The following is a 23,571-nucleotide window of genomic DNA, read 5'->3' as shown; positions in this document are numbered from 1 at the left end:
CACGGGGCCGCTCGCCGGAGCGATGGCAACAGGAGCGGAGGTGCAGCCTTTAGTGTCCCGCCTCTACGGCGACGCGGATCGCGTCTGCGCTGGTCTTTACGCCCAACGCTCGGAATAGCGATGCGCGATGCATTTTCACCGTACGTTCGCTCAGGCCCAGATCGAACGCGATCTGCTTGTTGAGCTTGCCGTCCGCCATTTGGATCAGAATCTCTCGCTGGCGCGGCGTAAGCGATGCCACTTTGTCCTTCGATGAGGACAGTCCCTCGTTCGATCCGTTCAGGTGCCCGCCCCCTTTGGGGACTTCAACTTGCGAGCCCAGGAAGTACTGCAATTGGCCCCCCTCATCAAACAGGGGCACAATCATCAGCGCGTTGCGAAAGCACGTGCCGTTCTTGCGGTAGTTCAGGATCTCGACGAGAACCGGCTTCTGGCCGTGTATGCCCTCTCTCATCTTGTCTTGCAGCCACGGCTCTGTTTCCGGGCCCGCGAGGAAGCGGCAGTTGCGGCCGATCACTTCTTCTCGGTCATAACCGGTTATTTCGAGGAACGGCGCATTGCACTCGATGATTGGGTTATCCGGCATGTTGGGATCGCTGACGACCGCGGCTATCGGGCTGTGCTCGATCATTGAACGTGGAGACATGAGTAGACGTTAGTCAAGATCACGTCTGGTGGGAAGATGTGCATCTTTCGCCTGCCACAAAGTAGTGCCAGCCACCCTGCAGCGGCTGGCACATCCTGTTCAGCTGCCGCCGCAAACGTTCCCCTGCTCTGCAAAGCCTTTGGTGCTGTAGACTACCACGCATGGGGCGCGGGGGGCTTCGAAGCGGTTTCCATCGATCAGGAGGGGACCATTGTGCATGTTGCCGGCAATCCTAGCCGAGGCGACTTCCGCCTGTGCCATGATGATGCCTGTGGCATAGCTGAAGCCAAGCTCGGCACCGCCGCTCTCAATGGAGTTGCCGGTGATGCGCACGTTGATTGCGCCTGCGCCTTCCAGCCATGGATCAAAGCTGGTCAGCAATCGGATGGCGGTCCGGGGAAGGCGGCGAATGGTGTTGTTCTGGATCAATCCGTTCGGGATCTGGACCAGCATGCCTCGTCCGATGCTGTCTTCCAACCTGTTGGAGACGATAGCGAAGCGGCGCGGTGTCATCGTGAGCACTCTCGCAAAAGCGGCTTCAGTAAAGGGCTCGCCAGGCTTGAAGCCGAAGGTGATTGTGTCTGTGTGGCCGATCGGTGGTGCCGAGGCGACAAAGCGCCGCCCCAGGTACTCGCCCTCCTTGTTGAAGAATGCCACTTCATCACCCACGCGGATCAGCCTGGCATCGTTCGTGAGCGTCGCTCGGTCAGTGCCGAGCACCGTCACGCGATGGATGATTGAACGCAGATTGATCTGATCGTCGCCGGTATGCGCGAAGGCGTTGTTGCGGATGAGGATATCCCCAGCGCTGGCGACGACGTGAACGCCATCGTAGTTGGTGCTGTAAGGGCGCCCCGGATCCGCGGCGATCGAGGAGTTCTGGATTGCAAGCCCGCGCCCTCGCGTCTTGGCGACAATGCCCATGCCGCCGGTAGATCCGATGCGCAGGCCATCAAGCACAATATCTTCGTTGGTGCCGGTGAAGCTGTCGCGCACGTAGACCATGCGCGTGCCGTAGTACGTGAACTTCACACCCACGTACTGGCCGTCCTTGAACGGCTTGAAAGTAGGCGACGAGAAGGTGCGGTCGTTGATGCGGACGGGCTGCGCGGTGGCGGGGTCTATGATCGCGCGGGTCTGCGTTTGCGGCCAGGTGTGACTGTCCTCGTTCATCGGCCTGATCCAATTGATCGTGGTGCCGGCTGGAAGAGGTTCATCCAGAACGAGCGTCATCGCTCCATTTATTGAGCGCATGCGACCGGTTCCGGAGAGGACACCGGCATCGCGCATCTGGGCTCCCGAGATTCGCACGCGCCGGCTGTCGCGAATGCCGATGCCGTCCACTCTTTGCTCGAACAGGAAGACGGTGTCAGCGGCTTGTATGTCGACATCACTCATATTCTGTACCAGAATATGGCCGGATGTCGGTTGCGCCGTATTGGCCGACTGGAAGTGGTACTCTCCCGGTGCGACCTTGAGGATCCCGCCGCCCGCCTTCTTGAGCTGGCTGAGCGCTGCTTGAAACACTGGGGTAGCGTCTCCGCCCGCTGCAGGCGGGGACACGGAGATGGTTGGCTTGCCCGCAGTGCGCGGCACCCGCACGACTGCGTTGGCGACCTTACCGTCCGCTCCGACCCAACTGTGAGAAAGATCCTGTGCAGCGGCTACGATCGGGCTGATCCGGTCCGACATCAATCTCTGCGCCCAAACGTCGAAATCCGTGACGCTTTGGTTGGCGGTTGTCGGTTGCGCGACACTCTGGGCGCTGACGGCGGTGTCTAGCTCCGCAGCGCTCGCCGCTGCGACCGGCGGTATGGCAGTAGTGCTTTGTCCGTCCCCACCTGAGCAGGCAGCCAGGAGTGGCAACAGCATGATCATCGACTTCGACTTAACAGCAACTTTCATCTTCGCGCCCGTTTTTTGCTCGAAAGTCGCGCATCGCGTGCAGTGGCCTGCATCGCAGCTGCTCTCGAGATCATTGTTGAGGTGTCGGCAGTGCCGGCTCGGGCGGTATGCAAGGGCTTCGACTAACCGGAGCCTCAGGCAGAAATCCGGTAAATCAGGGAGGAAATCTGAATCTGTTAAGCACGTTAGGCTACACTTGCCGCAGCTCTTCTGCGAGCCCGACGCGGAGCGTGGGTATCACGGGAAGTGAGGTTCTCGACCGCGCGCCAAAATCGGCAGCAGCGCGGCCAATTATTAACGATGCAGGTGCATTTTTTGGCTAAGTACAGGCTGAACAGCGCGCAACATCAAGGCCGCATACCGATCCGCTGCTGATTACGCGGATCGGTATGTTGTACCCGGGCATGGCCGACGGCGATTTGCAGTCGAGGCGCTCGTCGCCGCCGGGTTGTCGGGCACAGACTGATATCGTTGCGAACCGATCTATCGAGACGCTACCGCGTAGAGCGCTACGGCTCCCGCATTGCTGACATTGAGGCTTTCCATGGCGTCGCTGATCGGGAGGCGTGCCAGCGCGTCGCAATGCTGTGTGATGTTATGGCGCATACCATCTCCCTCGGCTCCAAGAACAAGCGCCACGGGGCCGGCAGGAAGCGCCTCTGCCAGCGTCATCTCCGCTTCTCCTGCAAGACCAATGCGCCAGTATCCAGCCTCCGCGATCTCATCCAGAGCTCGAGCCAGGTTCACGACGCGAACCCAGGGCACAATCTCTAGTGCCCCGGATGCAGACTTGGCGAGCGTCCCCGATTCGGGAGGAGCATGGCGATCCTGGGTAACGACGGCCGCGGCATTGAACGCAGCGGCCGTGCGCATGAGCGCGCCGACGTTATGAGGGTCGGTCACTTGATCGAGGATCAGAACCGGTCGTTCCGCCTCGGCAACCAGAACGTCTGAAAGATATACGTCTTCCAAAGGCTCGCATTCCAGCACCAGCCCCTGGTGTGGAGCGTCTCGCACCACCAGCCGTGCCAAATCTGCCGCTTGAGCCCATTCGACCGCGAAGTCGCTGGGCAAGTCTCCCGCAAGTGATTCGACGCCTTCGCGGGTCGCCCAGAGCTTCGAGTGACGCCGTTCCGGATTCATGAGCGCTGCTTCCACTGCGTGCCGGCCCCACAATCGCACCATACCGGTGGAAGCCCGCCCCGACCCGCGCCCGTTCTTCATCCTGCCCGCACGGCCGCGCAGAGCCCGGCTATTGCCATTGTGGGCATCGCCTTTTGCCATCTTTTATTCCTTTTGAACGTTCGATTGTGCAGCTCCCTGCCAGTCACCCCATTGACAGGCAAGGCTCGCTTCGCCATGAGCGCCACCTCTCGGCAGCGCGGCTCTTACGGGTCGCAATCGGCGGGGTCTCCCCGCCACCCGTGGAAACGGTGTGGACAGGTGGCCGAGTGGTTAAAGGCAGCAGACTGTAAATCTGCCCGTGCAAGCGTACGCTGGTTCGAATCCAGCCCTGTCCACCACCCTTCTTTTCCGCGGCAACGGGAGCGTCCCGCTCGCATTTCCGGTTGGCCCACGTTGCGGTGGGGAGCCGCAGAGCCTAGATGGGCCCGATGCCTGGCGAAATTTTCGATAATCAAGGACGCGGTGAAGCGTCATGGCGCTGGCCGCCGATCCACCCAGAGGGGCGCAAGTTCGGTGCCATCGCGGGCGCTTTGTGCCTGCTGACGATTATTATTGGCTGGTCTTGGCTGGCATGGCTGCTTGCCTTCCTTACTGCCGGAGTGCTCGCGTTCTTTCGGGATCCGGACCGTGTTGTCCCGCAAGACGAGCGCAGCATTGTTTCTCCAGCTGACGGTCTCGTCACGCTGATTCAGAAAGTTCCGCCTCCGCGTGAACTGACGTTGGATGACGGCAGCGGGACGAAGCCACTTAGCCCCGAGCCAGTCACGCGCGTGTCGATTTTCATGAGCGCGTTCGACGTTCACATCAATCGCGCTCCGATCGGTGGGACGGTGCGCCGGGTGATCTATATCCCCGGTCGGTTTCTTAATGCGGACCTCGACAAGGCCAGCGAGGAGAACGAACGGCAGCACGTGATGATCGAACGTCCCGACGGCCTCATCCTGTGCTTCACGCAAATCGCGGGTCTTGTCGCTCGTCGGATCGTGCCGTTCGTCAAGCCGGGTGACATCATCGCCAGCGGGCAACGCATCGGGCTGATCCGCTTCGGAAGCCGCGTCGATGTTTATCTTCCACACGACACAGAACCGCGTGTCGTGTTGGGGCAAAAGGTCGTGGCCGGCGAGAGCGTGTTGGCTGAACTGGGCGAGAAGCGGTTGATCGAGGGGATTGCACAATGAGCCTGCCTGAAGATCGCAGGGCCGAGCGACGTCTCGCGCGGAGTTTAAGTTTACGCGCGCTGGTGCCTAACGCGATCACTGCCGCTGCTTTGTGCTCGGGGCTGACCGGCATCCGCTTCGCAATCGCCGGTGATTTCGAGAAGTCGGTGCAGGCTGTAATCCTTGCTGGCCTGCTGGATGGGATCGACGGTCGTGCCGCTCGCCTGTTGAAAGCCCAGTCGCGGTTTGGCGCTGAACTCGACAGTCTGGCCGATTCTATCTCGTTCGGCGTTGCGCCGGCGCTTATCGTCTACCTGTGGGCCTTGCGCGACTTGCCAAGCTTCGGCTGGATAGCTGCACTCGCTTTCGCGATCTGCTGCGTTCTGCGCCTTGCCCGATTCAACGCTCGGATCGACCTTGCCGATCAGCCACACAAGCAAGCTGGCTTCCTGACCGGGGTCCCGGCGCCAGTAGGAGCCGGGCTTGCCTTCTTGCCGATCTACTTGTGGATAGCGAGCGGACAGGCGGAGTTTACCAATGCGGTCGCAGTGAGCGTCTGGATGCTGCTCATCGCGTTCCTGATGATCTCGAATCTGCCGACTCTCAGCTGGTCGAGAGTTCGCCCGCCTACGAGCTTGCGGATCGGCCTTCTTGCGCTGATCGGGATTACTATGGCCGCCTTGCTGATCGAGCCTTGGTGGACCTTGGCGGGAGTGACCATCATCTACTTGGCGTTGGTTCCTTACGGCCTTTTCAAATATTTGCGCGTCAAGCGGCGAGGCGGCACGGCTCCAGGGCAGGCGCTTGCGAGCCGCTCCACTGAAGCTGCATCTCCGGACACAGCGCCCTAAAGTCAGGCACGGGTGCGCCCGTCTTCATAATCCGCCAGACAACATACCGCTCGGGATCGTCGCCCGCTTTGTTTGCGAGCAGCACGAGCACGTCGCGCCCGTAGGTCCGCCACGCATTGATCATCACTGCCCCAGCGCCCACGGCAGCCAGAATGAAAAGAGTGGCGCAGATATTGGCGAACATCGCTTGACCTCCTGGTACGCCTTGTGAGCGACGCGCTGGACAAGCTGTGGACAACTTGTGGATGCAGCGCAATCGTTCTAGAATTGTTCTGATGTTGATATGTTCACTCTTTGTTCCGGTTGTCAAACGCTTTTGTTGAATAGAGCAGGCGAGCGTTAACACGCAGCGACGAGGGCAGGGTTCGCCTGCCCTCAACTACGGCTTACGCCGCGCTGCGAGCCTTGACGAACTGGTGAAGACGGTGCGTCACGGGCTTCGGGGAGAGGTGCCGAGCAGGGCGCCGACGACGCATGGAACCAACGGGCTCCAACTCACCGAAGTCATTGCGGAAGTTGACAGTGACCTCGGTCCCATACTCCGGCTGCCGGGCTCGGTGACGTAAGTCTGCCACGGCAGACAGGTTGGATACCAAGGCAATCCTGATAAGGGCGATGGACCCGAGGCCAACGAGAATAAAGAGGGTGGACAGAACGGCGGTCATTAGTGTCTCCAGGAGCCTGAGCCCGCATCCGCTCGACTGCACCTTAGTAAATGCCCTGCGTTGAGCGCTTGGACATTTAGACATTCGGTTGTAGCCGGTACCCTAGGGAACACCTAGTCAACTCCCTAAGTTCCTGGTTATCCTCTATAATTTCACGTCTTGCGCCCGAATGGGGGAATCTTGCGGCGAATTGGGGCTGGCTTTCGATGGGATTAGACGTTAGGTGCACCGCGCCGCGGGCTTTGTTCTCATCCGGGACTCAATCGCGGCAACTCCACATGGGAAGCAGCACATACCGGTGCCGCAGCGGGTCTACCGCACGGTTCCAGCTTCCCAGAGGTACAACCGGAAAGGAAATGATTATGGCGGCCCCTGTCGTCACCATGCAGCAATTGATTGAGGCCGGCGCTCACTTCGGGCACCAGACCCACCGTTGGAACCCGCGGATGAAGCCGTACATTTTCGGCGCCCGCAATGGCATCCACATTATCGACCTGTCGCAGACCGTGCCGCTTTTCGCGCGTGCGCTCGACTTCATTTCGTCGACCGTGCAGGCTGGCGGCAAGGTGCTGTTCGTGGGCACCAAGCGCCAGGCGCAGGAGCCGATCGCTCAGGCCGCGCGGGCTTGCGGTCAGCACTTCGTCAATCACCGCTGGCTGGGCGGCATGCTCACCAACTGGAAGACGATCTCGGGCTCGATCAAGCGTCTGAAGTCGCTGGAAGAGCAGCTCTCGGGCGATACTCACGGTCTGACCAAGAAGGAAATCCTTCAGCTCACCCGCGAGCGTGACAAGCTTGAGCTCTCACTCGGCGGCATCCGCGACATGGGCGGGATCCCGGACGTGATGTTCGTGATCGATGCCAACAAGGAAGATCTGGCGATCAAGGAAGCCAACGTGCTTGGCATCCCGGTCGTGGCGGTGCTCGACACCAACGTGAATCCGCAAGGCATCGCTTTCCCGATCCCCGCGAACGACGACGCCAGCCGCGCCGTGCGCCTGTACTGCGACGCGGTCGCACGTGCGGCCACGAAGGGGCATCGCGAAGGCGTAGTTGATTCGGGTGTCGACATCGGCGCCATGGACGAACCCGTCGCTGAGGAAGCGACCGCCGGGGCTTGAGCCCGACGTAAACGACACTTCGTCATCGAAATGTCGCGCGCCGGGTCCAGTGGATCCGGCGCGCCTGCCCATTCAAGCAAGAGGAATTTGAGCGATGGCTTACACCGCCGCTGACGTGAAGAACCTGCGCGAGCGCACCGGCGCTGGCATGATGGATTGCAAGAAGGCACTGGACGAGACCGGCGGCGACTTTGAAGCCGCCGTCGACGCGCTGCGTGCCCGCGGCCTTGCGGCTGCTGCCAAGAAGTCGAGCCGTACGGCCGCTGAAGGTCTTGTGGGCGTTGCCGTTACCGGTACCAAGGGCGTTGCCGTCGAAGTGAACTCGGAGACGGACTTCGTTGCGAAGAACGAGCAGTTCCAGGATTTCGTGCGTAACACCACGGAAGCGGCGCTTGGCGTTGCAGGTGACGACGTGGAGGCACTTAAGGCTGCGGCCTATCCGACCGGCGGCACAGTGGCCGACGCGCTCACGAACAATGTTGCGACGATCGGTGAGAACCAGCAGATCCGCCGCATGAAGACGGTGACGGTCTCGCAGGGTCTCGTCGTGCCATACATGCATAACGCAGCCGCGCCGAATCTCGGCAAGATCGGCGTTCTGGTCGCTCTGGAGTCGGAAGCCTCGGCCGAAACGCTGGAAGCCCTGGGCAAGCAGATTGCGATGCACATCGCCGCTGCCTTTCCGCTCGCCCTGAATGCCGAGGATCTCGATCCCGAACTGATCGAGCGCGAGCGTAAAGTCGCAGCCGAGAAGGCGGCCGAGAGCGGCAAGCCTGAGGCAGTGCAGGCCAAGATGGTCGACGGCGCGATTGCCAAGTATGCCAAGGAGAATGCTCTCCTCAGCCAGCTGTTCGTGATGGACAACAAGACGCCGATCCAGCAGGTCGTGGACCAGGCCGGCAAGGAAGCAGGAAGCAAGATCGTCCTTAAGGACTTCGTGCGCTTCCAGCTTGGTGAGGGCATCGAGAAGCAAGTCAGCGATTTCGCGGCTGAAGTTGCAGCGGCGGTACAGGGCTGATCCAGCCCTACGCATCTGCAAACACAATTAGGACGGGTCGGGCAGTTTGAGCTGCCCGGCCCGTTGCCTTTTCTAGAGGGCGCCCAGAAAGCGAAACCCGAAGCGGTAATCCGCTGGTCTAACCGGATCTTCATTCGTGGCGGGTTTGTCAGGTTGAACTTCCACTAGTTCGAGACTGCCATCGGCGATCTGGAACGGCGCACCCTGCGTGATCTCCCGCGTTTGACGCCCCGATCCCAAATCGATCTGGGCGCGAATGCGGACGCGCCCCGCCCATACGCAGCGTGCGTTCATAGGACAGCGGCTGTCTTCAAGAACGGACAGCGGCGTGAGCTTGGGCCCGCCCACATACATAGTCTGGCCAATGGTGGCTCGGCTCAGACCGTCGTTCCGGTACGGCGGAGCCGAAGCTGAGGAGGGCCAGGCCGCGCAACCGGCGAGCGTAAGTAAAGGACACAACGCGAGGAGCAGCTTCATTGCACCCATAGAATACTGCCCCGCTGAATGCAGGCCGAACGCTTGGCGGCGGGCTGGAGGGCGGCTAGAGCACAGACATGTTTGAAGATACCCTACCGCCAGAGTGCCGGCTTTACCTGATCTCGCCGCTGGATGTCGGCGGCGATTTTCCTGAGCGTCTCGCCCGCGCATTGGACGCAGGGCCGGTTGCCGCATTCCAATTTCGCGTGAAGGAGGTGGACCAGCACGAGGCCGTCCGCCTCGCAGAGCCGCTGCAGACAATCTGTGCCGATCGGGAGGTGGCGTTCATTGTGAACGACTCGATTAGCCTCGCCAAGCGGCTCGGGGCGGATGGTGTTCACTTGGGCCAGGAAGACGGCGATCCCGCCGAGGCGCGAAGGGTACTGGGTAGAGACGCCCAGATCGGCATCACTTGCCACGACAGCCGGCATCTCGCGATGGAGGCCGGTGAGGCGGGTGCGGACTACGTCGCATTCGGCGCGTTCTTCCCTACCACGACGAAAGATGTGAAGCACCGCCCGGAGGTGGACGTGCTCACTTGGTGGCAGTCTATCTTCGAGATCCCTTGCGTCGCCATCGGGGGAATCACGGCGGGAAATTGTGCTCCGCTCGTCCGGGCTGGGGCGGACTTCCTGGCAGTGAGCGGTGCAGTATGGAATGGCGACGAGGCTGCCGCAGTGCGCGCCTTCGATCAGGCCATCACTGCGGTTCGCGGATGATTCCCCTTGGACCGCCCCTGGGTTGACCAAGCCAGCTGGGTTGAGGGCTTGCTCTAGCCGGCTTGTTGCCAACAGCGAGCGACTCGGCCGATTCAGAAAGCAAGTTTCGCGATCACTTCCTCCCCGAAGCGAAGAGCATGTTCGCAGTATTCGCTGCGGCTCTCGGTGGAGATGCTCGCGCCAGAACCATCTACGCCGAGCGACTTCAGGTGCGCGTAGTGGTCCAACGCTTCCTGAGCGTTCCAGTCATCCTTGAGCGTGAAGGTGGAGGAAGCGATAACCTTGGGCGGCGTCTCGCGACCAACTTTCCCGCAGTGGTCCGCCATGTAGGCGATGGCATCCAGGATGTCCTGATCGTCGGACAGATTGACCGTGCGGGCCGTGTCGGTCACCATCTTTGGAACGAAGAATGGGTGCCACGCGTCGCCGAGCTCTACCGCGCGGCGTAGTGCCCGCTTGGAATTTCCGCCAATCAGCAGTGGTGGGTGCGGCGTCTGCACCGGAGTGGGCAACATGCGATTTCCGGGTGCTTTGTAACCACTGCCCTCGAACTCGAAGTCCTCGCCGGTCCAAGCGAGCTGCATGGCCTGGATGTATTCGTCCATAAGGTCGTTGCGGTTGTCAAATTCGACGCCAAGCGCCTTGTACTCAGCCTTGAGGTAGCCTGCCCCGAGGCCGAGGATTGTACGGCCGCTGGTGAACCGGTCCAAGGAAGAGACCATCCGCGCCGTGATGAACGGGTTGCGGTAAGGCAAAACCAGGATGTTGGTTTGCAGCTTCAGCTTGGTCGTTACGGCCCCGACCATTGAAAGCATGACGAACGGATCTTGCGCGTAGTGCCCGCCGCTGTCCAGCCAGCGCGACGACGGCACCGGATGATCGGTGACGGTGCCCGCGGCGAAGCCGGCTTGCTCGACCGCCTTCGCGCATTCGTGGACGGCTTCCATCGAGATGAACTCGTCGGGATGTTGAATGTGGTCGAAAGGGAAGGTGGTACTAAGAGTGAAGGTCATGGTGCAACGTCCTGAAGTATAGGTCTTTCATGGCAGCGTTAGTCCGCCGATTCTGGTGGCAGGATCCAGTCGTTGGTGCTCGATCGCACCCAGCCGCTGGATGCCCAGGCGCCGCCGTCAACGGGGATGATCGTACCGGTGACATAGCTGGCCATCGGTGAGGCTAGGAAAACCACCACACGGCCGCACTCCTCTTCCAGACCAGCCCGACCCAGTGGGATGCGACGGCGGATTACTTCCCTTTGTTCGGGCGTGGGCTGGTGCCATTTGCTTTCATCCACGGGACCAGTGAACTGCCCGCTGGTACCGGGAGTGCGCGTGTAGTCGGGCGCGATGGCGTTCACCCGGATGCCGTGTTCCGAGAACTCCAGCGCCAGGCTGCGCGTGAGGTTATCGACGCCAGCCTTGCATGCGGCATATACCGCGTACCCAGGCGCGGCGCGCGAGCCTTCGATGCTGCTCACATTGATGATTGAGCCGCCCCGGCCTCCCTCGATCATGACCGGAGCCGCCGCCTGCGTCGCTGCGAGATTGCTGACGAGGTTGAGATCGATATGGCGGCGCCAATTCTTCTCCTGAAGGTCAAGAAAGCTGCGCCGCGTGACGCCGCCAGCGTTGTTCACGAGAACGTCCAACCGGCCGAAGGTGTCTGCTGCGGCCTTCACCGCGTCTTGGAGCGCACCCACGTCCATGACATTGACGGGCAGGGCGACCGCCTTGCGGCCGCGCTTCTCGATCTCGCCGACCATCTGCTCGCACCGTTCGGGGATGGCATCCACGACAGCAACGTCGGCGCCCATATCGGCAAGACACAAGGCTGCGGATCGACCGATGCCGCCACCGCCTCCCGTCACGAAAGCCGCCGTTCCAGCAAGACTTATGTCGGTTGTATCCATCTTTCTCCCCGGCTCTTCTAGAACGCTTCTTGGAAGTTGCTCCTTGCATCCGCCAAGTCGGCGGGTTCGTCTATATCTTTCTCCAGCCCTTCGCTGAGCATCGTCTCAACGGTGTATCCAAACCGCAGTGCCTCGGCGCGGTGAGCAGCGTAGCTGCCGGTGCCGAAATGGAAGCGGAACTCTGGGGCGATCGCGAATGGAAGGGACAGGGCGTTGGTGCCCGCGCCGTGCCGGTCGGGAGCAATCGCAATGACGTTCGACGCTACCCTGGCCATCATCGTGAGTTCTGGTGAGCTGAGGTCTGGCAGGTCGGCTGCAACGATCAGGATTCGGTCTGGTGCGGGTGCCGGCAGGGCCATTACGGCTGCCTCAAGGGCAGGGTTGAGGCCACCGCCAGCGTCTTGAATCACCGTTGCCCCATCGCCGTTCCGACGTGTGGGGTCGCTCACGAGGCAGACGCGCTCGATGGCGGGAGAGCCTCGCGCAGCTTCCACGACTTGCGTGAGCATCGCCTCGACCAATCTGCTGCGCGCCTGCGCATCGAGGACACCCGCGAGGCGTGACTTGCCTTCGCCGGGTGCCTTGACGGGAATGAGGGCCCAGCAGATCGGAGCTTTGTCGGTCACGGGATCGCGGGTGCGTCCTTGAGATTGGTAAAGCGAATCCCGGCGCCGTCAGCCTTGTAGGTCTTGTTCATGTAGATAAGGATCGAAGTCAGCGCCTCTGCCGCCGCCGAGTTCGCAAGCGCACCGCCTGCCAGGCCCCGAAGCCCCATGCCGGGGCACAGTTCGACGATAGTCTTGCGCGCCTCGACATCATCGGAAAACACGAGGACGTCGCAATCGATGGCATGATCGCTATCGAGGTGATGTGCGGAAACGTTGTGGAAGGCGGTAACAAGCCGCACGTCCGGCCCCAGATGAGCCTGGGCTTGCTGCGCGGAGCTTCCCTCTGAAGGGAGCTGCACGCGCATGACCTTTGGCGGCACAAGCGGGACTGTCGTATCGACCACAATGGCGTTCCCCACGCGATCCTTGATCTGCGCCAAGGTGTCGCCCTGCGAGGCGTGCGGCACAGTGACGATGACGATGTCCTTGCTTTCGGCGGCATCGGCATTGGCAGCGTAGCCGGCGGCGCCCAGCTCTTGCGCGGTTGCTTGCGCCTTCTCTGCCGAGCGAGAGCCGATCGTGACCTCATGACCCGCCTTCACAAGTCTGCGAGCAATCCCTTTGCCGAGTGCGCCGGTTCCCCCGATCACCGCTATGGATGCCATGTGTCGTGCTACTCCCAAGTTATTGCATGTTGCGTTCACGTCATCATTGCCGATAGCGCCCCCTCTGCGCCAACGAAAAGTCCACATTTGGGAATAGCCAATGCACGCCTTGTCAGGATCAAGTGAGATGTACGGATGACGGGACTTTGCGCCATTCCATTGCGTGACATGCCACTTGTCGATGAAACGACCGACGTCGCTCAGGAGATCTGCGCCGCGATTGATCGCGCGGGCGAAGTGCTTGGAGACGGCGATGTCATCGTTCTTGCTCAGAAGATCGTCTCCAAGAACGAGGGGCGGCTGGTTGCGCTCGCAGCCGTGAACGTAGGCGAAGAGGCCAGCCGTATTGCCCAGCAGACGGCGCGAGAGCCCGCCATGGTGCAACTCATTCTAAACGAGAGCCGAGAGCTGTTACGCACCACCCCGGCAGCGATCATCGCCCGCCACCACACTGGGCACGTCCTGGCGAACGCGGGCATCGATGCCTCCAATGTCGAAGGAGGCGACGCCGGAACGGTGCTGCTCTGGCCCAAAGATCCCGACGCTTCCGCGCGCGCCATCCGTTCAAAAATTGCCGCTATTTCGGGAGCACGCCCGGCGATCGTGATCGCGGACAGCATGGGCCGCGCCTGGCGCATAGGGACAGCGGGAACTGCGATCGGCTGCGCTGGCCTCACTGTCGTCGAGGACAAGCGCGGCACGGGACGCGATTTGTTCGGCCGCGTGCTGCAGGCAACACAGATCGCCGTCGCAGACTCCGTCGCTGCGATGGCTGCATTGGCGATGGGTGAGGGGGACGAGGGGACGCCGGTCGCTTTGGTTCGCGGTGCTGAACGGTGGGTCAGCGCAGAGGATGGACCCGGCGCGGAGACCGGCGTACGGCCGATCGAGCAGGATATGTTCCGATGAAGCGTCACATTCTGGCGCTCTCCGGAGGCGTTGGCGGAGCTAAACTGGCGACAGGGCTCGCAGCGGTGTTGCCGCCCGGGGACCTGACCGTCGTCGTCAACACCGGAGACGATTTCGAGCATCTCGGCCTCACGATCTGCCCGGATCTCGATTCCGTTACGTATGCGATGGCCGGGCTCAACGACACTGATAGGGGCTGGGGCGTCGCGGGCGAAACCTGGCAGGCAATGGCCATGTTGCGGGAGTTGGGTGAGGCAGACTGGTTCAACCTGGGGGACCGGGACCTTGGTATGCACATCGCTCGGTCCTGGCGCCTGCGTGCGGGAGAGATGCTCTCGCAAGTCACTGCGCGCCTCACACGCGAACTCGGGATCGCCCATGCGATCGTTCCGATGAGCGACACGCCTGTGCGTACGCAGATCGTCAGCGAGGAAGGGGTGCTCGACTTCCAGCACTACTTCGTGCGGGAGCAGTGCCGGCCCGTGGCGCGTGCCATCCGCTTCGAGGGCGTGCCTGGCGCCGCTCCGTCGCCCGGATTCGCAGGCGCACTGGCGCGGCCGGATCTTGCCGCTGTCATCGTTTGCCCTTCCAACCCGTACCTCAGTGTGGACCCCATCCTGGCCGTAGACGGCGTGCGGGCGGCTCTGCAGGCACTTGCGGTTCCCATCATCGTGGTCTCGCCACTTGTGGGTGGGAAGGCACTGAAAGGCCCGTTGAGCAAGCTGTTGCGCGAGCTCGGTGAGGAAGCCAGAAACCTTGCCATCGGGCATCATTACAAAGAGCTGGCAAGCCACGTAATCATCGACAAAGCCGATGCGTCCGACGCGGAGGGGTTGCGCGCACTCGGTCTTTCCGTCACGATTACAGCAACAGTCATGTGCGATGCCGATGATCGGGAGCGGCTTGCGCGCGTAGCACTGTCAGCAGCCCGCATCGAACAGGAAGACAATGGCACCCGCTGACCGTGCGCTGATTACACGACTCCTTTCTGCCCCGCTGGCAGAGCTGCAAGCCGAAGCGCGCGAGCGCCGGTCCAAGCGTGGACCGGCTCGGATGACCTATTCGCGCAAGGTGTTCATTCCGCTGACCCGCCTCTGCGCGGACGTGTGCCACTACTGCACTTTCGCGACGACTCCGTCCCGATCGGAAGCGCTGTATCTGACGCCTGAGCAAGTGCTGGCGATCGCTCGCGATGGCGCCGCGGCTGGTTGCAAGGAAGCGCTGTTTACGCTCGGCGATGCTCCAGAACGCCGCTATGCCGCCGCGCGCGAATGGCTTGGCGCGCATGGTTTCGAGCGTACTATCGACTATGTGCGCCACTGTGCCGAGCTGGTCCTGAAAGAGACCGGCTTGCTGCCGCACGTCAACGCCGGCGTGCTTGACGAGGATGGCTGGCGGATGCTGCGCCCCGTCATGGCCTCTGGCGGCCTCATGCTGGAGAGCACGGCGGAGCGGCTGCTGGAGAAGGGCGGAGCGCATCATGGTTCGCCGGACAAAGTCCCCGCCGTGCGGCTCGCCTCGCTCAAGGCCGCCGGACGGGCCAAAGTCCCCATGACCAGCGGCATTCTCATCGGGATTGGCGAAACCGCCGATGAGCGGATTGAGGCGCTGCTTGCTCTGCGCGACTTGCAGCAGGAGCAAGGGCACCTTCAGGAAGTGATCGTGCAGAACTTCTGCCCCAAGCCTGGCACAAAGATGGCAGGGGCTCCCGAGGCTACGGAAACGGATTTCCTACGAGTTGTCGCGGCGGCGCGGATCGTTTTGCCCGACGACGTCTCCGTTCAGGCTCCTCCTAACCTCAATGACGAGCGCCTTTGCGAACTGATCGACTGCGGCATCGACGATTGGGGTGGTATCTCGCCGGTGACGCAAGATCATGTGAATCCCGAAGCGCCTTGGCCTGAAGTGGAGCGGCTGGCTGCGGTATGCGCCGACGCCGGGCTGCCGCTGGTTGAGCGACTGACAGTCTACCCGCGCTTCGTCGCGACGGACGATCGCTCCTGCCTTGACCCAGCGATCCGCCCCGCGGTGCTCAAGCTGTCCGACAGCGAGGGCCTGGCCCGCGACAGCGCGTGGAGTCCAGGCGTGGCGGATCCTGCACCGGGCACTCCAGTTATGCCTCTGGGCCGACGGCATGAGGGGCCAGTCGCCCTGCAGCTTCACCGCATTCTTGATCGAGCCGCGAATGGGAGCGGATTGTCGGAAGCAGAGATTGCCGCGCTTTTCTCCACACGCGGCGCCGCGGCGCAGGCGGTCGTCGAAGCCGCCGATGCTTTGCGAGCCGCAGTGAGTGGTGACGATGTGACGTACGTCATCAACCGCAACATCAACTACACGAACATCTGCACGCACTCATGCTCGTTCTGCGCGTTCTCGAAGACGAGCAGCAAGGGCGGCTTCCGCGATAGGCCCTACAATCTGGACTTGCCGGAGATTGCCGGCCGCGCACGTGAAGCGGTGGAACGAGGCGCTACCGAGGTTTGCCTGCAGGGGGGGATTCATCCCAGCTATACCGGAGAGACGTACCTCTCGATATTGCGCGCTGTGAAGGAGGAGTGTCCTGAGCTTCACGTGCATGCCTTCTCGCCGCTTGAAGTAAGCCAGGGCGCGCGTACATTGGCGATGCCAGTTATCGATTACCTGCGGATGCTGAAGGATGCGGGGCTCGGCTCGCTCCCCGGCACTGCGGCGGAAATCCTGTCTGACGACATTCGCGCGCAGATTTGCCCAGACAAGCTGACGACCGAGGAGTGGCTTGGGATCGTCGGCGACGCGCATCGCGTTGGCCTGCCAACGACATCGACCATCATGTTTGGCCATCTCGAGCGCCCCGAACACTGGGCGCGGCACTTCCTGGCCCTCCGGCGCCAGCAGGCTGACAGTGGAGGGTTCACCGAGTTCGTGCCCTTGCCGCTGGTCCACATGGAGGCGCCGTTCTACCGCCGCGGCCAAAGCCGCAAGGGACCGACGTGGCGCGAAGCAGTCATGATGCACGCAGTGGCGCGCATCGCCCTGCACGGAGCGATCGGCTCCATCCAATGCTCGTGGGTCAAGCTGGGCGTTGGTGGGGCTGCAGCAGTGCTGAAGGCCGGTGCGAACGATCTAGGCGGCGTGCTCATGAACGAGAGCATCAGCCGGGCTGCGGGCGCTTCGCATGGGCAGGACGTCAGCGTCGAGGACCTGGGTGCCGCGGCTGCTGCGGCCGGTCGTCGGCTTCGGCGGCGTACGACGCTCTACGGCGATCCGGAGATGCTCAGGCAAGCTCGACAGCTTGCCTGAGCCCCGCTCCAGGCGTCAAAATGTATATATTTGGCGTTGCGCGCTTTGGTGGCGAATGCAAATGACGGGTCTCGTTCTTTTGATCCGCGGTTGGCGGATTGCCATGCGGAGACAGTCATGCGTCCGGTCAAATCTGTCATTTACAAGCGTATTCCTCGTCCCGATCCAGAACTGATCGCTCGTGCCAGGCGCTTCGGTGTGGCCGACCTGCATGAGGGGCTTGGCGCCGTTGCCGGGCGCATGTGTCTGATGAGCCCCAAGATGCTGGCGCGCCAGGACGGCAAGCGTCTGATCGGTCCTGCCATCACCGCATGGAACTACCCTGGCGATAACCTAGCGATACACTGCGCGCTGGAGGTGGCGGAGGCCGGCGATGTGCTGGTGCTCACGAATGGTGGCGGGCACCAAGGCGCGTTGTGGGGCGACGTGGCTTGCGGGTTTGCCAAGAAGCAAGGCCTTGCAGGAGCTGTGGTCGAAGGTGCCGCACGCGATATCGACGCGATCCGCGAGCTGGACTTTCCGGTCTGGTCCACCGCTGTTTCGGTGGAGCATCCGGAGAAGCGCGGACCGGCAGCAGTGAACGTCCCTGTCACGGTTGACGGTGTGATCGTCGAGCCCGGCGATGTCGTTTGCGCCGACACCGATGGCGTTCTTGTGATCCCCCGCGCTCTGCTGCTTCACGCGGTGGACGGGGCAGAAAAGCGGGCGGCGGCCGAGGTCGGAATCCGTCAGCTTATCGCTGCAGGTGAGCGTCCCTTCGATATTTTCGGTTTTCGAGCCGCAATTGTGGAAATGGGCATCGAGATGAAAGACGGGACTTGGCAGGACGATCTCTGACCGAAGTTAGCGATTTCACTCTCGCTCTTCATTTTTGATATACATCGGGCGCCAAAAAGGCGCCCGGTTATTTCTCGCCCCCCTCTAACCTCTCGGCACGTCGGCAAAAACTGTCTTGATATGAAATGCTAAAGGCGTAAATCATAAGCGCGGTTAGTAAGCCCGGGGGATCGCTTTCTGGCCGTACACAGCTTGGTGGGGGCCAGTATGTTTATGGATTCGTCAAGCGCGGGGTATCGTGCGAGCGAGAGATCGTGTGAATTCGCCTCGGTGTTCGCAGTACTCACCGCGAAACAGCATGAAGTGTTTGCGCTGGTTTCGGACAATAGAAGCAGCAAAGAAATTGCAGGTCGTCTGGGAATTTCTGAAAGCGCTGTGAATCAGCGGATTGAAGCTGTCCGCGGCCGCGCGGGCTTTCCACCTCGCGCAGAACTCGCACGCGCATATCGCAGCTACACTGCGTGGCAGCAGCGGCAGGAAGCGGCAGTCTCGGCGCCGCAGGGTGAGCTTGAGTGTGCCTTCGCTGCAGGCGTCGCTCCGCAGTCACCTGCCGAGGGGCTGCCTCCCTGTATCGAAAGCCCATCTGCACTATTTGCGACGGAGGAGTTCGGCGCGGTGCGTGTCGGCCCTGACCTTTTCTTCGGGGGCGGCGGAAAGCTAAATCGCGTCGCCGCTATGGTCGTTATCGCGGTAGGAATGCTCGTCATGGCGATGACGACGCTTGGCGTTGCCCAAGCTCTTTCCGTCGCGCTCTAACCAGCTGAACTTGCCCATGCCTGATTATCTCTGGCTGCTCTGCGCACAGGCGCAGTTGCCGGAGGCTATGCTGCTTTTTCTTGTTGCCTGGATGCGCGGGGCTGCGCCCGAACGTCTTCTTTCGGGTGCCTTGCTGGTCTTCCTTACGCTATGGACGATTTACGATCTGATATTGGACGCTCCTGGTGCACTTGAGCAGGTTGATCCCGTACGTCTGCTGCTCGATGCCTTGATGGGTGGAGTGGTTGTTTCGATCGCGCTGTATGCCAATCGCATTTACCCGGTCTGGATGAGTGGAGCTCAGCTTGCCGCGCTTAGCGCGCATTTTGCACGAGCGACTTTGGTAAATCTGCCCCCAGCTGCATACATGGCGATGACTCAGTTTCCCAACTACATACACATGCTCGTCCTTGCTCTTGGTCTTTGTGCGCATACCATCCGCAAAAGGCGGGTGGGCGGCAGTTATCCGAATTGGAGCGACTGACTCTTTCTGCAATGGATGTTGCGGAGAGGCTATTGCGCCTTGCGGCAGATTGGATACATTTTGCGCAGAAACGACTTGCCCGAGTTTGCTTCAGCCGACATGATATGGCTGAGAACCATAGCAGTTTTGGGCGAGACATATGAGCAAGCAGATCCACCTCGTCAGCTTCCTGATCAATTCGCCGATCAACCACACGGTGCTGAGCTGGGCGGCGCCGGGGGACAATCGGCTCGAAGCACTGCACGATCTGAAGATGTGGCAGGATCTGGCGCGGACCCTGGAGCGCGGCCGTTTCGATGGCATCTTCTTTGCTGACACGCCTGGCGTGTTCGACCGCTACCGCGATAGTTATGCAGACGCTGTGAGGTATGGCGTCTGCTGGCCGTCGCTTGACCCGGTGGTTCTCTTGAGTGCTCTTGCCGCGGCGACCACGCACCTAGGGCTGGCCACCACGATGTCGACAAGCTCATACCAGCCCTGGACCATCGTTCGGCAACTGGGGACGATCGACTATCTCTCCGGCGGGCGCGCGGGGTGGAATATCGTCACTGGGCATTTGCGAGGCGAACACAGGGCTTTGGGCCTTGAGCAGCTGGATCATGATCGCCGCTATGACCGCGCCGATGAATACATGGAGGTCTGCTACAAGCTGTGGAACTCGGTAAAGCCGGGAGCCATTCTCGCGGACCGGAAGAGTGGCGTCTTCGCCGACCCGGAAAAGGTGGAGTTCATCGACCACCGTGGAGAATTCTTCTCCTGCCAAACAGTGGCGCCCGTTCCTCCTTCGCCGCAAGGGCGGCCGGTGCTGTTCCAGGCCGGCAGTTCGGGCCGAGGCCAGCAGTTCGCCGTCAGCCACGCAGATGTAGTATTCTCGATCCAGCCTAACGTTCCGGGTATGAAGCTTTTCAAGGCAAACCTCGAGGATGCGGCTCAAGCGGCAGGACAAAAGACGCCGGGTGTGAGCTTTGGAATTCAGCCCATCGTTGGCGGCACCGAGGAAGAAGCAAAGCGCAAGCTTGCCGATTTGGTAGAGCGCTTGCCCATTGATGGCTGCCTTGCACGTCTTTCGGGAACGATGGGGGTCGACTTCGCCGGCATGGGGCTGGACCAGCCGCTCGCGGACATAGAGACGCAGGCCTCGCAGGGCCTCATGAAGGCGTTCGCCAACATTGAAGGCGACAAGCCGCTGACTCTTCGCGAAGTTGCGATCCGGTGGGGTCTGGCTGTCGGGAAACCGCAGATAGTCGGGACGCCAGAGCAGGTCGCCAATCGGATGGAGGATATCTGGCGTGAGACCGGCTGCTATGGTTACAATATCACGCCCACTGTAATGGCTTCCTCCGTCGAGGAGTTTGTCGACGAGGTTGTGCCGATCCTTCAAAAGAAGGGTATTTACCGGACCGAATACGAGGGCACGACTTTCCGCGCCAACTTGGGGCTTGAATAAGGCACCCGCATCAGGTGCTCGGGCAGTGCTGATGCGCCGGTCCCTGCTTCGCTCCTGGTGAGCAGATCACGACCCGGCGGCACGGATAGGCGTAATGACGATGGCGCAACCGGACCTGCTACGTGCTCTGAGCGGAGCACATCGAAGGCAAAGGCGGGCGACGTGTCCGTGTTTGAGCTTGCCATCGTACCGGGGGAACGGGACGATAGATGGCAGACGGCATTGCAGCCGCGAGGGAGAGGCTCATGAACAAGATCGACGTCGACGGTATAGGCATCGCCTACGAACTGCTCGGGAAGGAGAGTGACGCCGCGGTGGCGCTCACTCCGGGTGGTCGCTTCACCATGGATGTGCCAGGTCTTCGCGAAATGGCGGAGGAGTTCGTCAAGGCGGGACGCCGTGTGCTGATCTATGACCGGCCGAACTGCGGTTACTCGGACGCGTGCCTGCGTGGGCCGAGCGAGTCCGAGATGCAGGCTGAGGCGCTTAGTGGCCTCATTCGAAAACTTGATCTGGGGCCCACGGTGATCGCCGGCGGGTCGGGCGGCTCGCGCGTGTCGATGCTGGCGGCGGCCCGCGATCCGGAGATATGCTCGCATCTCGTGCTGTGGTGGATCTCGGGCGATCCGATCGGTCTGATGCAGCTGGCAACCTATTACTGCGGCGAGGCGGGCACGTTAGCCAGTGTGGGCGGTATGGAAGCAGTGTTGAAGGCCACATCATGGGCCGAGAACCTCTCCAAGAGCGAACAGGCCAGGGAGTTCGTCCGTTCACAGGATCCCGAAAAGTTCATTGAGATCATGCAGAAGTGGGCCGCTGCCTATGTGCCCTCGGACATTTCGCCGGTCCCGGGTATGACTCCGCGCGACTTTGCTCGACTGACGATGCCGGTGCTGATCTATCGCAGCGGAAACAGCGACTTGTCGCACACGCGGGCGACCAGTGAGTGGGTTCACCGTCTTTTGCCGCAGTCCACCATGCTTGATCCGCCGTGGGAAGATAATGAGTGGAACTATCGCTCGGCCCAGACGCAGTCTGGAAAGGAGGGGCACACGCTTTTCCGCTCTTGGCCAAAGCTGGTGCCCGCCATTCTGGACTTCATTCGAGATTGACCAGGGACGTGTAGCGGCGCCGAACCCGAACAGCTCGATCCGTTCGCATGGTGCCGCTATCGCCCGCATGGTTAGGGTCGCTGGTTGACTTGGAAGATACTCTTCACCAACGCTGGTTGCGAAGGGGAATGTCATGGCCGGCGCAGCGCGCAGGATCGGAGCCGAGACCTCGGCAACGCGAGCAGCGATCGTTGAGGCTACCGAGAACCTTATCCGGGAAGAGGGCTACGTCGCTGTCAGCACGCGACGCGTCGCGGCGCGGGCAGGGCTGAAGCCCTCGTTGGTCCACTATTACTTTCCAACGACGGACGATCTCCTGATCGAAGTTTCGCGTCGAGGCGCGGAAGAAAGCGATCGCATGATCGAAGAGGCGCTTGCCTCTGAGGATCCGTTACAGGCGTTGTGGCGCTTCTTCATCGACACGAGCCGTACCGCAATGGCGCTCGAGTTCATGGCCATGGCAAACCACCGCGAGGCGCTCCGCGCGCAAATGGCGAAGCACAGCGAAGCGATGCGCCATCGCCAAATCGAGATTTTCCGGCATGTGCTTGGCGATCGCTTGCAAGCTCTTGATGGCTGCTCGCCGGCTGGGCTGAGCGTCGTGCTTGCCGGAGTGGGCCGGGCAATCGTCATGGAAGAGAACCTCGGCGTAACCGTCGGCCACGAAGAGGCGATGAGCTTTGTACTCGACTGGCTGGAGCGACTGACGAGCGGCCAGCCGCAAGGCCGTAGTGTCGGATCAATTTCACAGCGGAATAGGCGAAGGAGCGTGTGATCTAATCGGATACATACTCTGGACGACAGCCTTTGTTGGGGCCTATAGGCGCCAAGAACAGTGTTCCCACAGGCGGAGTTCGGGAGAAAAAGATGTCGGTCGAGACCAAAGCCCTGCTAAAGTCAGAAGAGATCAAGCCGAAGATCGGCTCACGCGTGCTCAACGGAAAGGAAGACCTGCTCTCCGGCGACATCGCGGGGGAAATCCGCGAATTGCTTGAGGCACGCGGTGTCCTCGTCTTCCCGAAGATCGGCTTCACGAGTGAAGAGCAGGTGGCCTTCACCAAGACGCTTGGCACATTTGCGCCGGAGCAGGCGGGCGGCGACGAGGAGATCACCAAGATCACGCTCGATGTGAAGGAGAACCCTTCAAGTGCCGAGTACCTCAAGGGCTCGCTTTACTGGCACATCGACGGCACGCGTAACGACGTGCCGATCCTCGCATCGCTCCTGACGTGCATCAAGCCCTCGCCGAAAGGCACCGGCAACACTGGCTTTGCGAACACGTACAGCGCGTTCGAAGATCTGCCGGAAGAGAAGAAGGCCGAGTACGAGCAGTACCGTGTCGTTCACGGCCCCTGGGCTTCGCTGTTCTACTACGAGCCTGAGCCGAGCCTTGCCAAGTTACAGGCCTACGCCGGCATCGGGGAGCAGGAATTGCCGCTCGTGTGGAAGCACAAGTCCGGGCGCAAGAGCCTGGTGATCGGCTGCACGGCGGCGCAGGTTGTCGGCAAATCGGCACTTGAAAGCGCCATGATTATCCATGGCCTGAGGGATTGGGCGACCGGACCCAACTTCACCTACAGCCACGAGTGGGAGGTGGGCGACCTGGTGATGTGGGACAACACGGGCACCATGCACCGCGCCGAGCCTTACGATCCTTCGTGTGGCCGTATGATGCACCGGACGAAGCTGGAGGGCGAAGAGGCGTTCGTCTACGCCTGAACTCACCTCTGAGTGAAAGTCGCAAAGGGTTCGTTCGGTTGTCGAGCGGACCCTTTGCGCGTCGACCGCAGAGCGCGTTACTTGACCCACTTCCGTTCCGCG

24 protein-coding genes and 1 tRNA gene are annotated in these 23,571 nt (G+C 61.5%); 16 read left to right on the top strand and 9 right to left on the bottom strand.

Annotation, left to right across the window (positions count from 1 at the left end; translation table 11 throughout):
• Positions 1 to 49 precede the first annotated feature (49 nt).
• From ABVV53_RS04430 to ABVV53_RS04420, 3 genes are all read right to left on the bottom strand, one after another.
• Complete coding sequence (locus ABVV53_RS04430) at positions 50 to 646, bottom strand: response regulator transcription factor (RefSeq protein ID WP_353983174.1); 597 nt, start codon at positions 644 to 646, stop codon at positions 50 to 52.
• 99 nt (positions 647 to 745) lie between these two features.
• Positions 746 to 2,551: a hypothetical protein gene (locus ABVV53_RS04425; protein ID WP_353983173.1), complete on the bottom strand. Its 1,806-nt coding sequence runs from the start codon at positions 2,549 to 2,551 to the stop codon at positions 746 to 748.
• A 483-nt stretch (positions 2,552 to 3,034) separates the two neighbouring features.
• Entirely contained in the window at positions 3,035 to 3,835 is an 801-nt protein-coding gene (locus ABVV53_RS04420) for a TrmH family RNA methyltransferase (protein WP_353983172.1), read from the bottom strand.
• 153 nt (positions 3,836 to 3,988) lie between these two features.
• Here ABVV53_RS04420 and ABVV53_RS04415 point away from each other — a divergent pair.
• The 3 genes from ABVV53_RS04415 (at position 3,989) to pssA (ending at position 5,744) form a co-directional block, all read left to right on the top strand.
• A tRNA-Tyr gene (locus ABVV53_RS04415) sits at positions 3,989 to 4,074 on the top strand.
• A 90-nt stretch (positions 4,075 to 4,164) separates the two neighbouring features.
• Positions 4,165 to 4,914: a phosphatidylserine decarboxylase gene (locus tag ABVV53_RS04410; protein ID WP_353983171.1), complete on the top strand. Its 750-nt coding sequence runs from the start codon at positions 4,165 to 4,167 to the stop codon at positions 4,912 to 4,914.
• Entirely contained in the window at positions 4,911 to 5,744 is an 834-nt protein-coding gene (gene pssA, locus ABVV53_RS04405; RefSeq protein ID WP_353983170.1) for a CDP-diacylglycerol--serine O-phosphatidyltransferase, read from the top strand. The genes ABVV53_RS04410 and pssA overlap by 4 nt, the downstream gene beginning before the upstream one ends.
• Positions 5,745 to 6,130: 386 nt before the next feature.
• Here pssA and ABVV53_RS04400 read toward each other — a convergent pair whose 3' ends face one another.
• On the bottom strand, positions 6,131 to 6,409 hold the full coding sequence (locus ABVV53_RS04400) for a hypothetical protein (RefSeq protein ID WP_353983169.1): 279 nt from the start codon (positions 6,407 to 6,409) through the stop codon (positions 6,131 to 6,133).
• A gap of 362 nt (positions 6,410 to 6,771) precedes the next feature.
• On the opposite strand from ABVV53_RS04400, the gene rpsB reads away from it, so the two are divergent.
• Together rpsB and tsf are read left to right on the top strand one after the other, a co-directional pair.
• On the top strand, positions 6,772 to 7,530 hold the full coding sequence (rpsB, locus tag ABVV53_RS04395) for a 30S ribosomal protein S2 (protein WP_353983168.1): 759 nt from the start codon (positions 6,772 to 6,774) through the stop codon (positions 7,528 to 7,530).
• 94 nt (positions 7,531 to 7,624) lie between these two features.
• On the top strand, positions 7,625 to 8,548 hold the full coding sequence (tsf, locus tag ABVV53_RS04390; RefSeq protein ID WP_353983167.1) for a translation elongation factor Ts: 924 nt from the start codon (positions 7,625 to 7,627) through the stop codon (positions 8,546 to 8,548).
• A 72-nt stretch (positions 8,549 to 8,620) separates the two neighbouring features.
• Here the strand turns inward: tsf and ABVV53_RS04385 are convergent, their stop codons facing one another.
• Positions 8,621 to 8,842: a hypothetical protein gene (locus ABVV53_RS04385; protein WP_353983166.1), complete on the bottom strand. Its 222-nt coding sequence runs from the start codon at positions 8,840 to 8,842 to the stop codon at positions 8,621 to 8,623.
• A 260-nt stretch (positions 8,843 to 9,102) separates the two neighbouring features.
• Between ABVV53_RS04385 and thiE the strand changes: the two genes are divergently transcribed.
• Positions 9,103 to 9,744, top strand: coding sequence for a thiamine phosphate synthase (gene thiE, locus ABVV53_RS04380; RefSeq protein ID WP_353983165.1), 642 nt, complete (start codon positions 9,103 to 9,105; stop codon positions 9,742 to 9,744).
• Positions 9,745 to 9,836: 92 nt separating this feature from the next.
• On the opposite strand, the gene ABVV53_RS04375 is transcribed toward thiE, so the two are convergent.
• Genes ABVV53_RS04375 through npdG form a run of 4 tightly spaced genes read right to left on the bottom strand, consistent with a single transcriptional unit; the run spans position 9,837 to position 12,926 of the window.
• On the bottom strand, positions 9,837 to 10,757 hold the full coding sequence (locus tag ABVV53_RS04375; protein ID WP_353983164.1) for an LLM class F420-dependent oxidoreductase: 921 nt from the start codon (positions 10,755 to 10,757) through the stop codon (positions 9,837 to 9,839).
• 38 nt (positions 10,758 to 10,795) lie between these two features.
• Complete coding sequence (locus ABVV53_RS04370; RefSeq protein WP_353983163.1) at positions 10,796 to 11,653, bottom strand: SDR family NAD(P)-dependent oxidoreductase; 858 nt, start codon at positions 11,651 to 11,653, stop codon at positions 10,796 to 10,798.
• A 17-nt stretch (positions 11,654 to 11,670) separates the two neighbouring features.
• Entirely contained in the window at positions 11,671 to 12,279 is a 609-nt protein-coding gene (gene cofC / locus ABVV53_RS04365; RefSeq protein ID WP_353983162.1) for a 2-phospho-L-lactate guanylyltransferase, read from the bottom strand.
• Positions 12,276 to 12,926, bottom strand: coding sequence for an NADPH-dependent F420 reductase (gene npdG / locus ABVV53_RS04360; protein WP_353983161.1), 651 nt, complete (start codon positions 12,924 to 12,926; stop codon positions 12,276 to 12,278). Before npdG ends, cofC begins: the two co-directional genes overlap by 4 nt.
• A gap of 135 nt (positions 12,927 to 13,061) precedes the next feature.
• Between npdG and cofE the strand changes: the two genes are divergently transcribed.
• The 10 genes from cofE to ABVV53_RS04310 all read left to right on the top strand — a co-directional run bounded on the left by cofE (position 13,062) and on the right by ABVV53_RS04310 (position 23,469).
• Positions 13,062 to 13,835 (top strand): coenzyme F420-0:L-glutamate ligase, encoded by a 774-nt coding sequence (gene cofE / locus ABVV53_RS04355; protein WP_353983160.1) that lies wholly within the window; start codon positions 13,062 to 13,064, stop codon positions 13,833 to 13,835.
• Positions 13,832 to 14,797 (top strand): 2-phospho-L-lactate transferase, encoded by a 966-nt coding sequence (gene cofD, locus ABVV53_RS04350; protein WP_353983159.1) that lies wholly within the window; start codon positions 13,832 to 13,834, stop codon positions 14,795 to 14,797. Before cofE ends, cofD begins: the two co-directional genes overlap by 4 nt.
• On the top strand, positions 14,784 to 17,114 hold the full coding sequence (cofH, locus tag ABVV53_RS04345; protein WP_353983158.1) for a 5-amino-6-(D-ribitylamino)uracil--L-tyrosine 4-hydroxyphenyl transferase CofH: 2,331 nt from the start codon (positions 14,784 to 14,786) through the stop codon (positions 17,112 to 17,114). The genes cofD and cofH overlap by 14 nt, the downstream gene beginning before the upstream one ends.
• Positions 17,115 to 17,231: 117 nt before the next feature.
• A complete protein-coding gene (locus tag ABVV53_RS04340) occupies positions 17,232 to 17,951 on the top strand; it encodes an RraA family protein (protein ID WP_353983157.1) in 720 nt (239 codons plus the stop codon).
• A gap of 207 nt (positions 17,952 to 18,158) precedes the next feature.
• Entirely contained in the window at positions 18,159 to 18,707 is a 549-nt protein-coding gene (locus ABVV53_RS04335) for a helix-turn-helix transcriptional regulator (RefSeq protein ID WP_353983156.1), read from the top strand.
• Entirely contained in the window at positions 18,673 to 19,191 is a 519-nt protein-coding gene (locus ABVV53_RS04330) for a hypothetical protein (RefSeq protein WP_353983155.1), read from the top strand. Before ABVV53_RS04335 ends, ABVV53_RS04330 begins: the two co-directional genes overlap by 35 nt.
• A gap of 139 nt (positions 19,192 to 19,330) precedes the next feature.
• Entirely contained in the window at positions 19,331 to 20,638 is a 1,308-nt protein-coding gene (locus tag ABVV53_RS04325; RefSeq protein ID WP_353983154.1) for an NtaA/DmoA family FMN-dependent monooxygenase, read from the top strand.
• A gap of 245 nt (positions 20,639 to 20,883) precedes the next feature.
• Positions 20,884 to 21,750 (top strand): alpha/beta fold hydrolase, encoded by an 867-nt coding sequence (locus ABVV53_RS04320; protein WP_353983153.1) that lies wholly within the window; start codon positions 20,884 to 20,886, stop codon positions 21,748 to 21,750.
• A gap of 133 nt (positions 21,751 to 21,883) precedes the next feature.
• Positions 21,884 to 22,525: a TetR/AcrR family transcriptional regulator gene (locus ABVV53_RS04315; RefSeq protein ID WP_353983152.1), complete on the top strand. Its 642-nt coding sequence runs from the start codon at positions 21,884 to 21,886 to the stop codon at positions 22,523 to 22,525.
• A gap of 92 nt (positions 22,526 to 22,617) precedes the next feature.
• Positions 22,618 to 23,469, top strand: coding sequence for a TauD/TfdA dioxygenase family protein (locus tag ABVV53_RS04310; RefSeq protein ID WP_353983151.1), 852 nt, complete (start codon positions 22,618 to 22,620; stop codon positions 23,467 to 23,469).
• Positions 23,470 to 23,571: the final 102 nt, after the last annotated feature.

Origin of the sequence: Novosphingobium kalidii (genome assembly GCF_040534015.1) — a bacterium.
Taxonomy (GTDB): Bacteria; Pseudomonadota; Alphaproteobacteria; order Sphingomonadales; family Sphingomonadaceae; genus Novosphingobium; species Novosphingobium kalidii.
The sequence above is the reverse complement of the archived record's forward strand: the minus strand, read 5'-3'. Positions and strand labels throughout refer to the sequence as shown.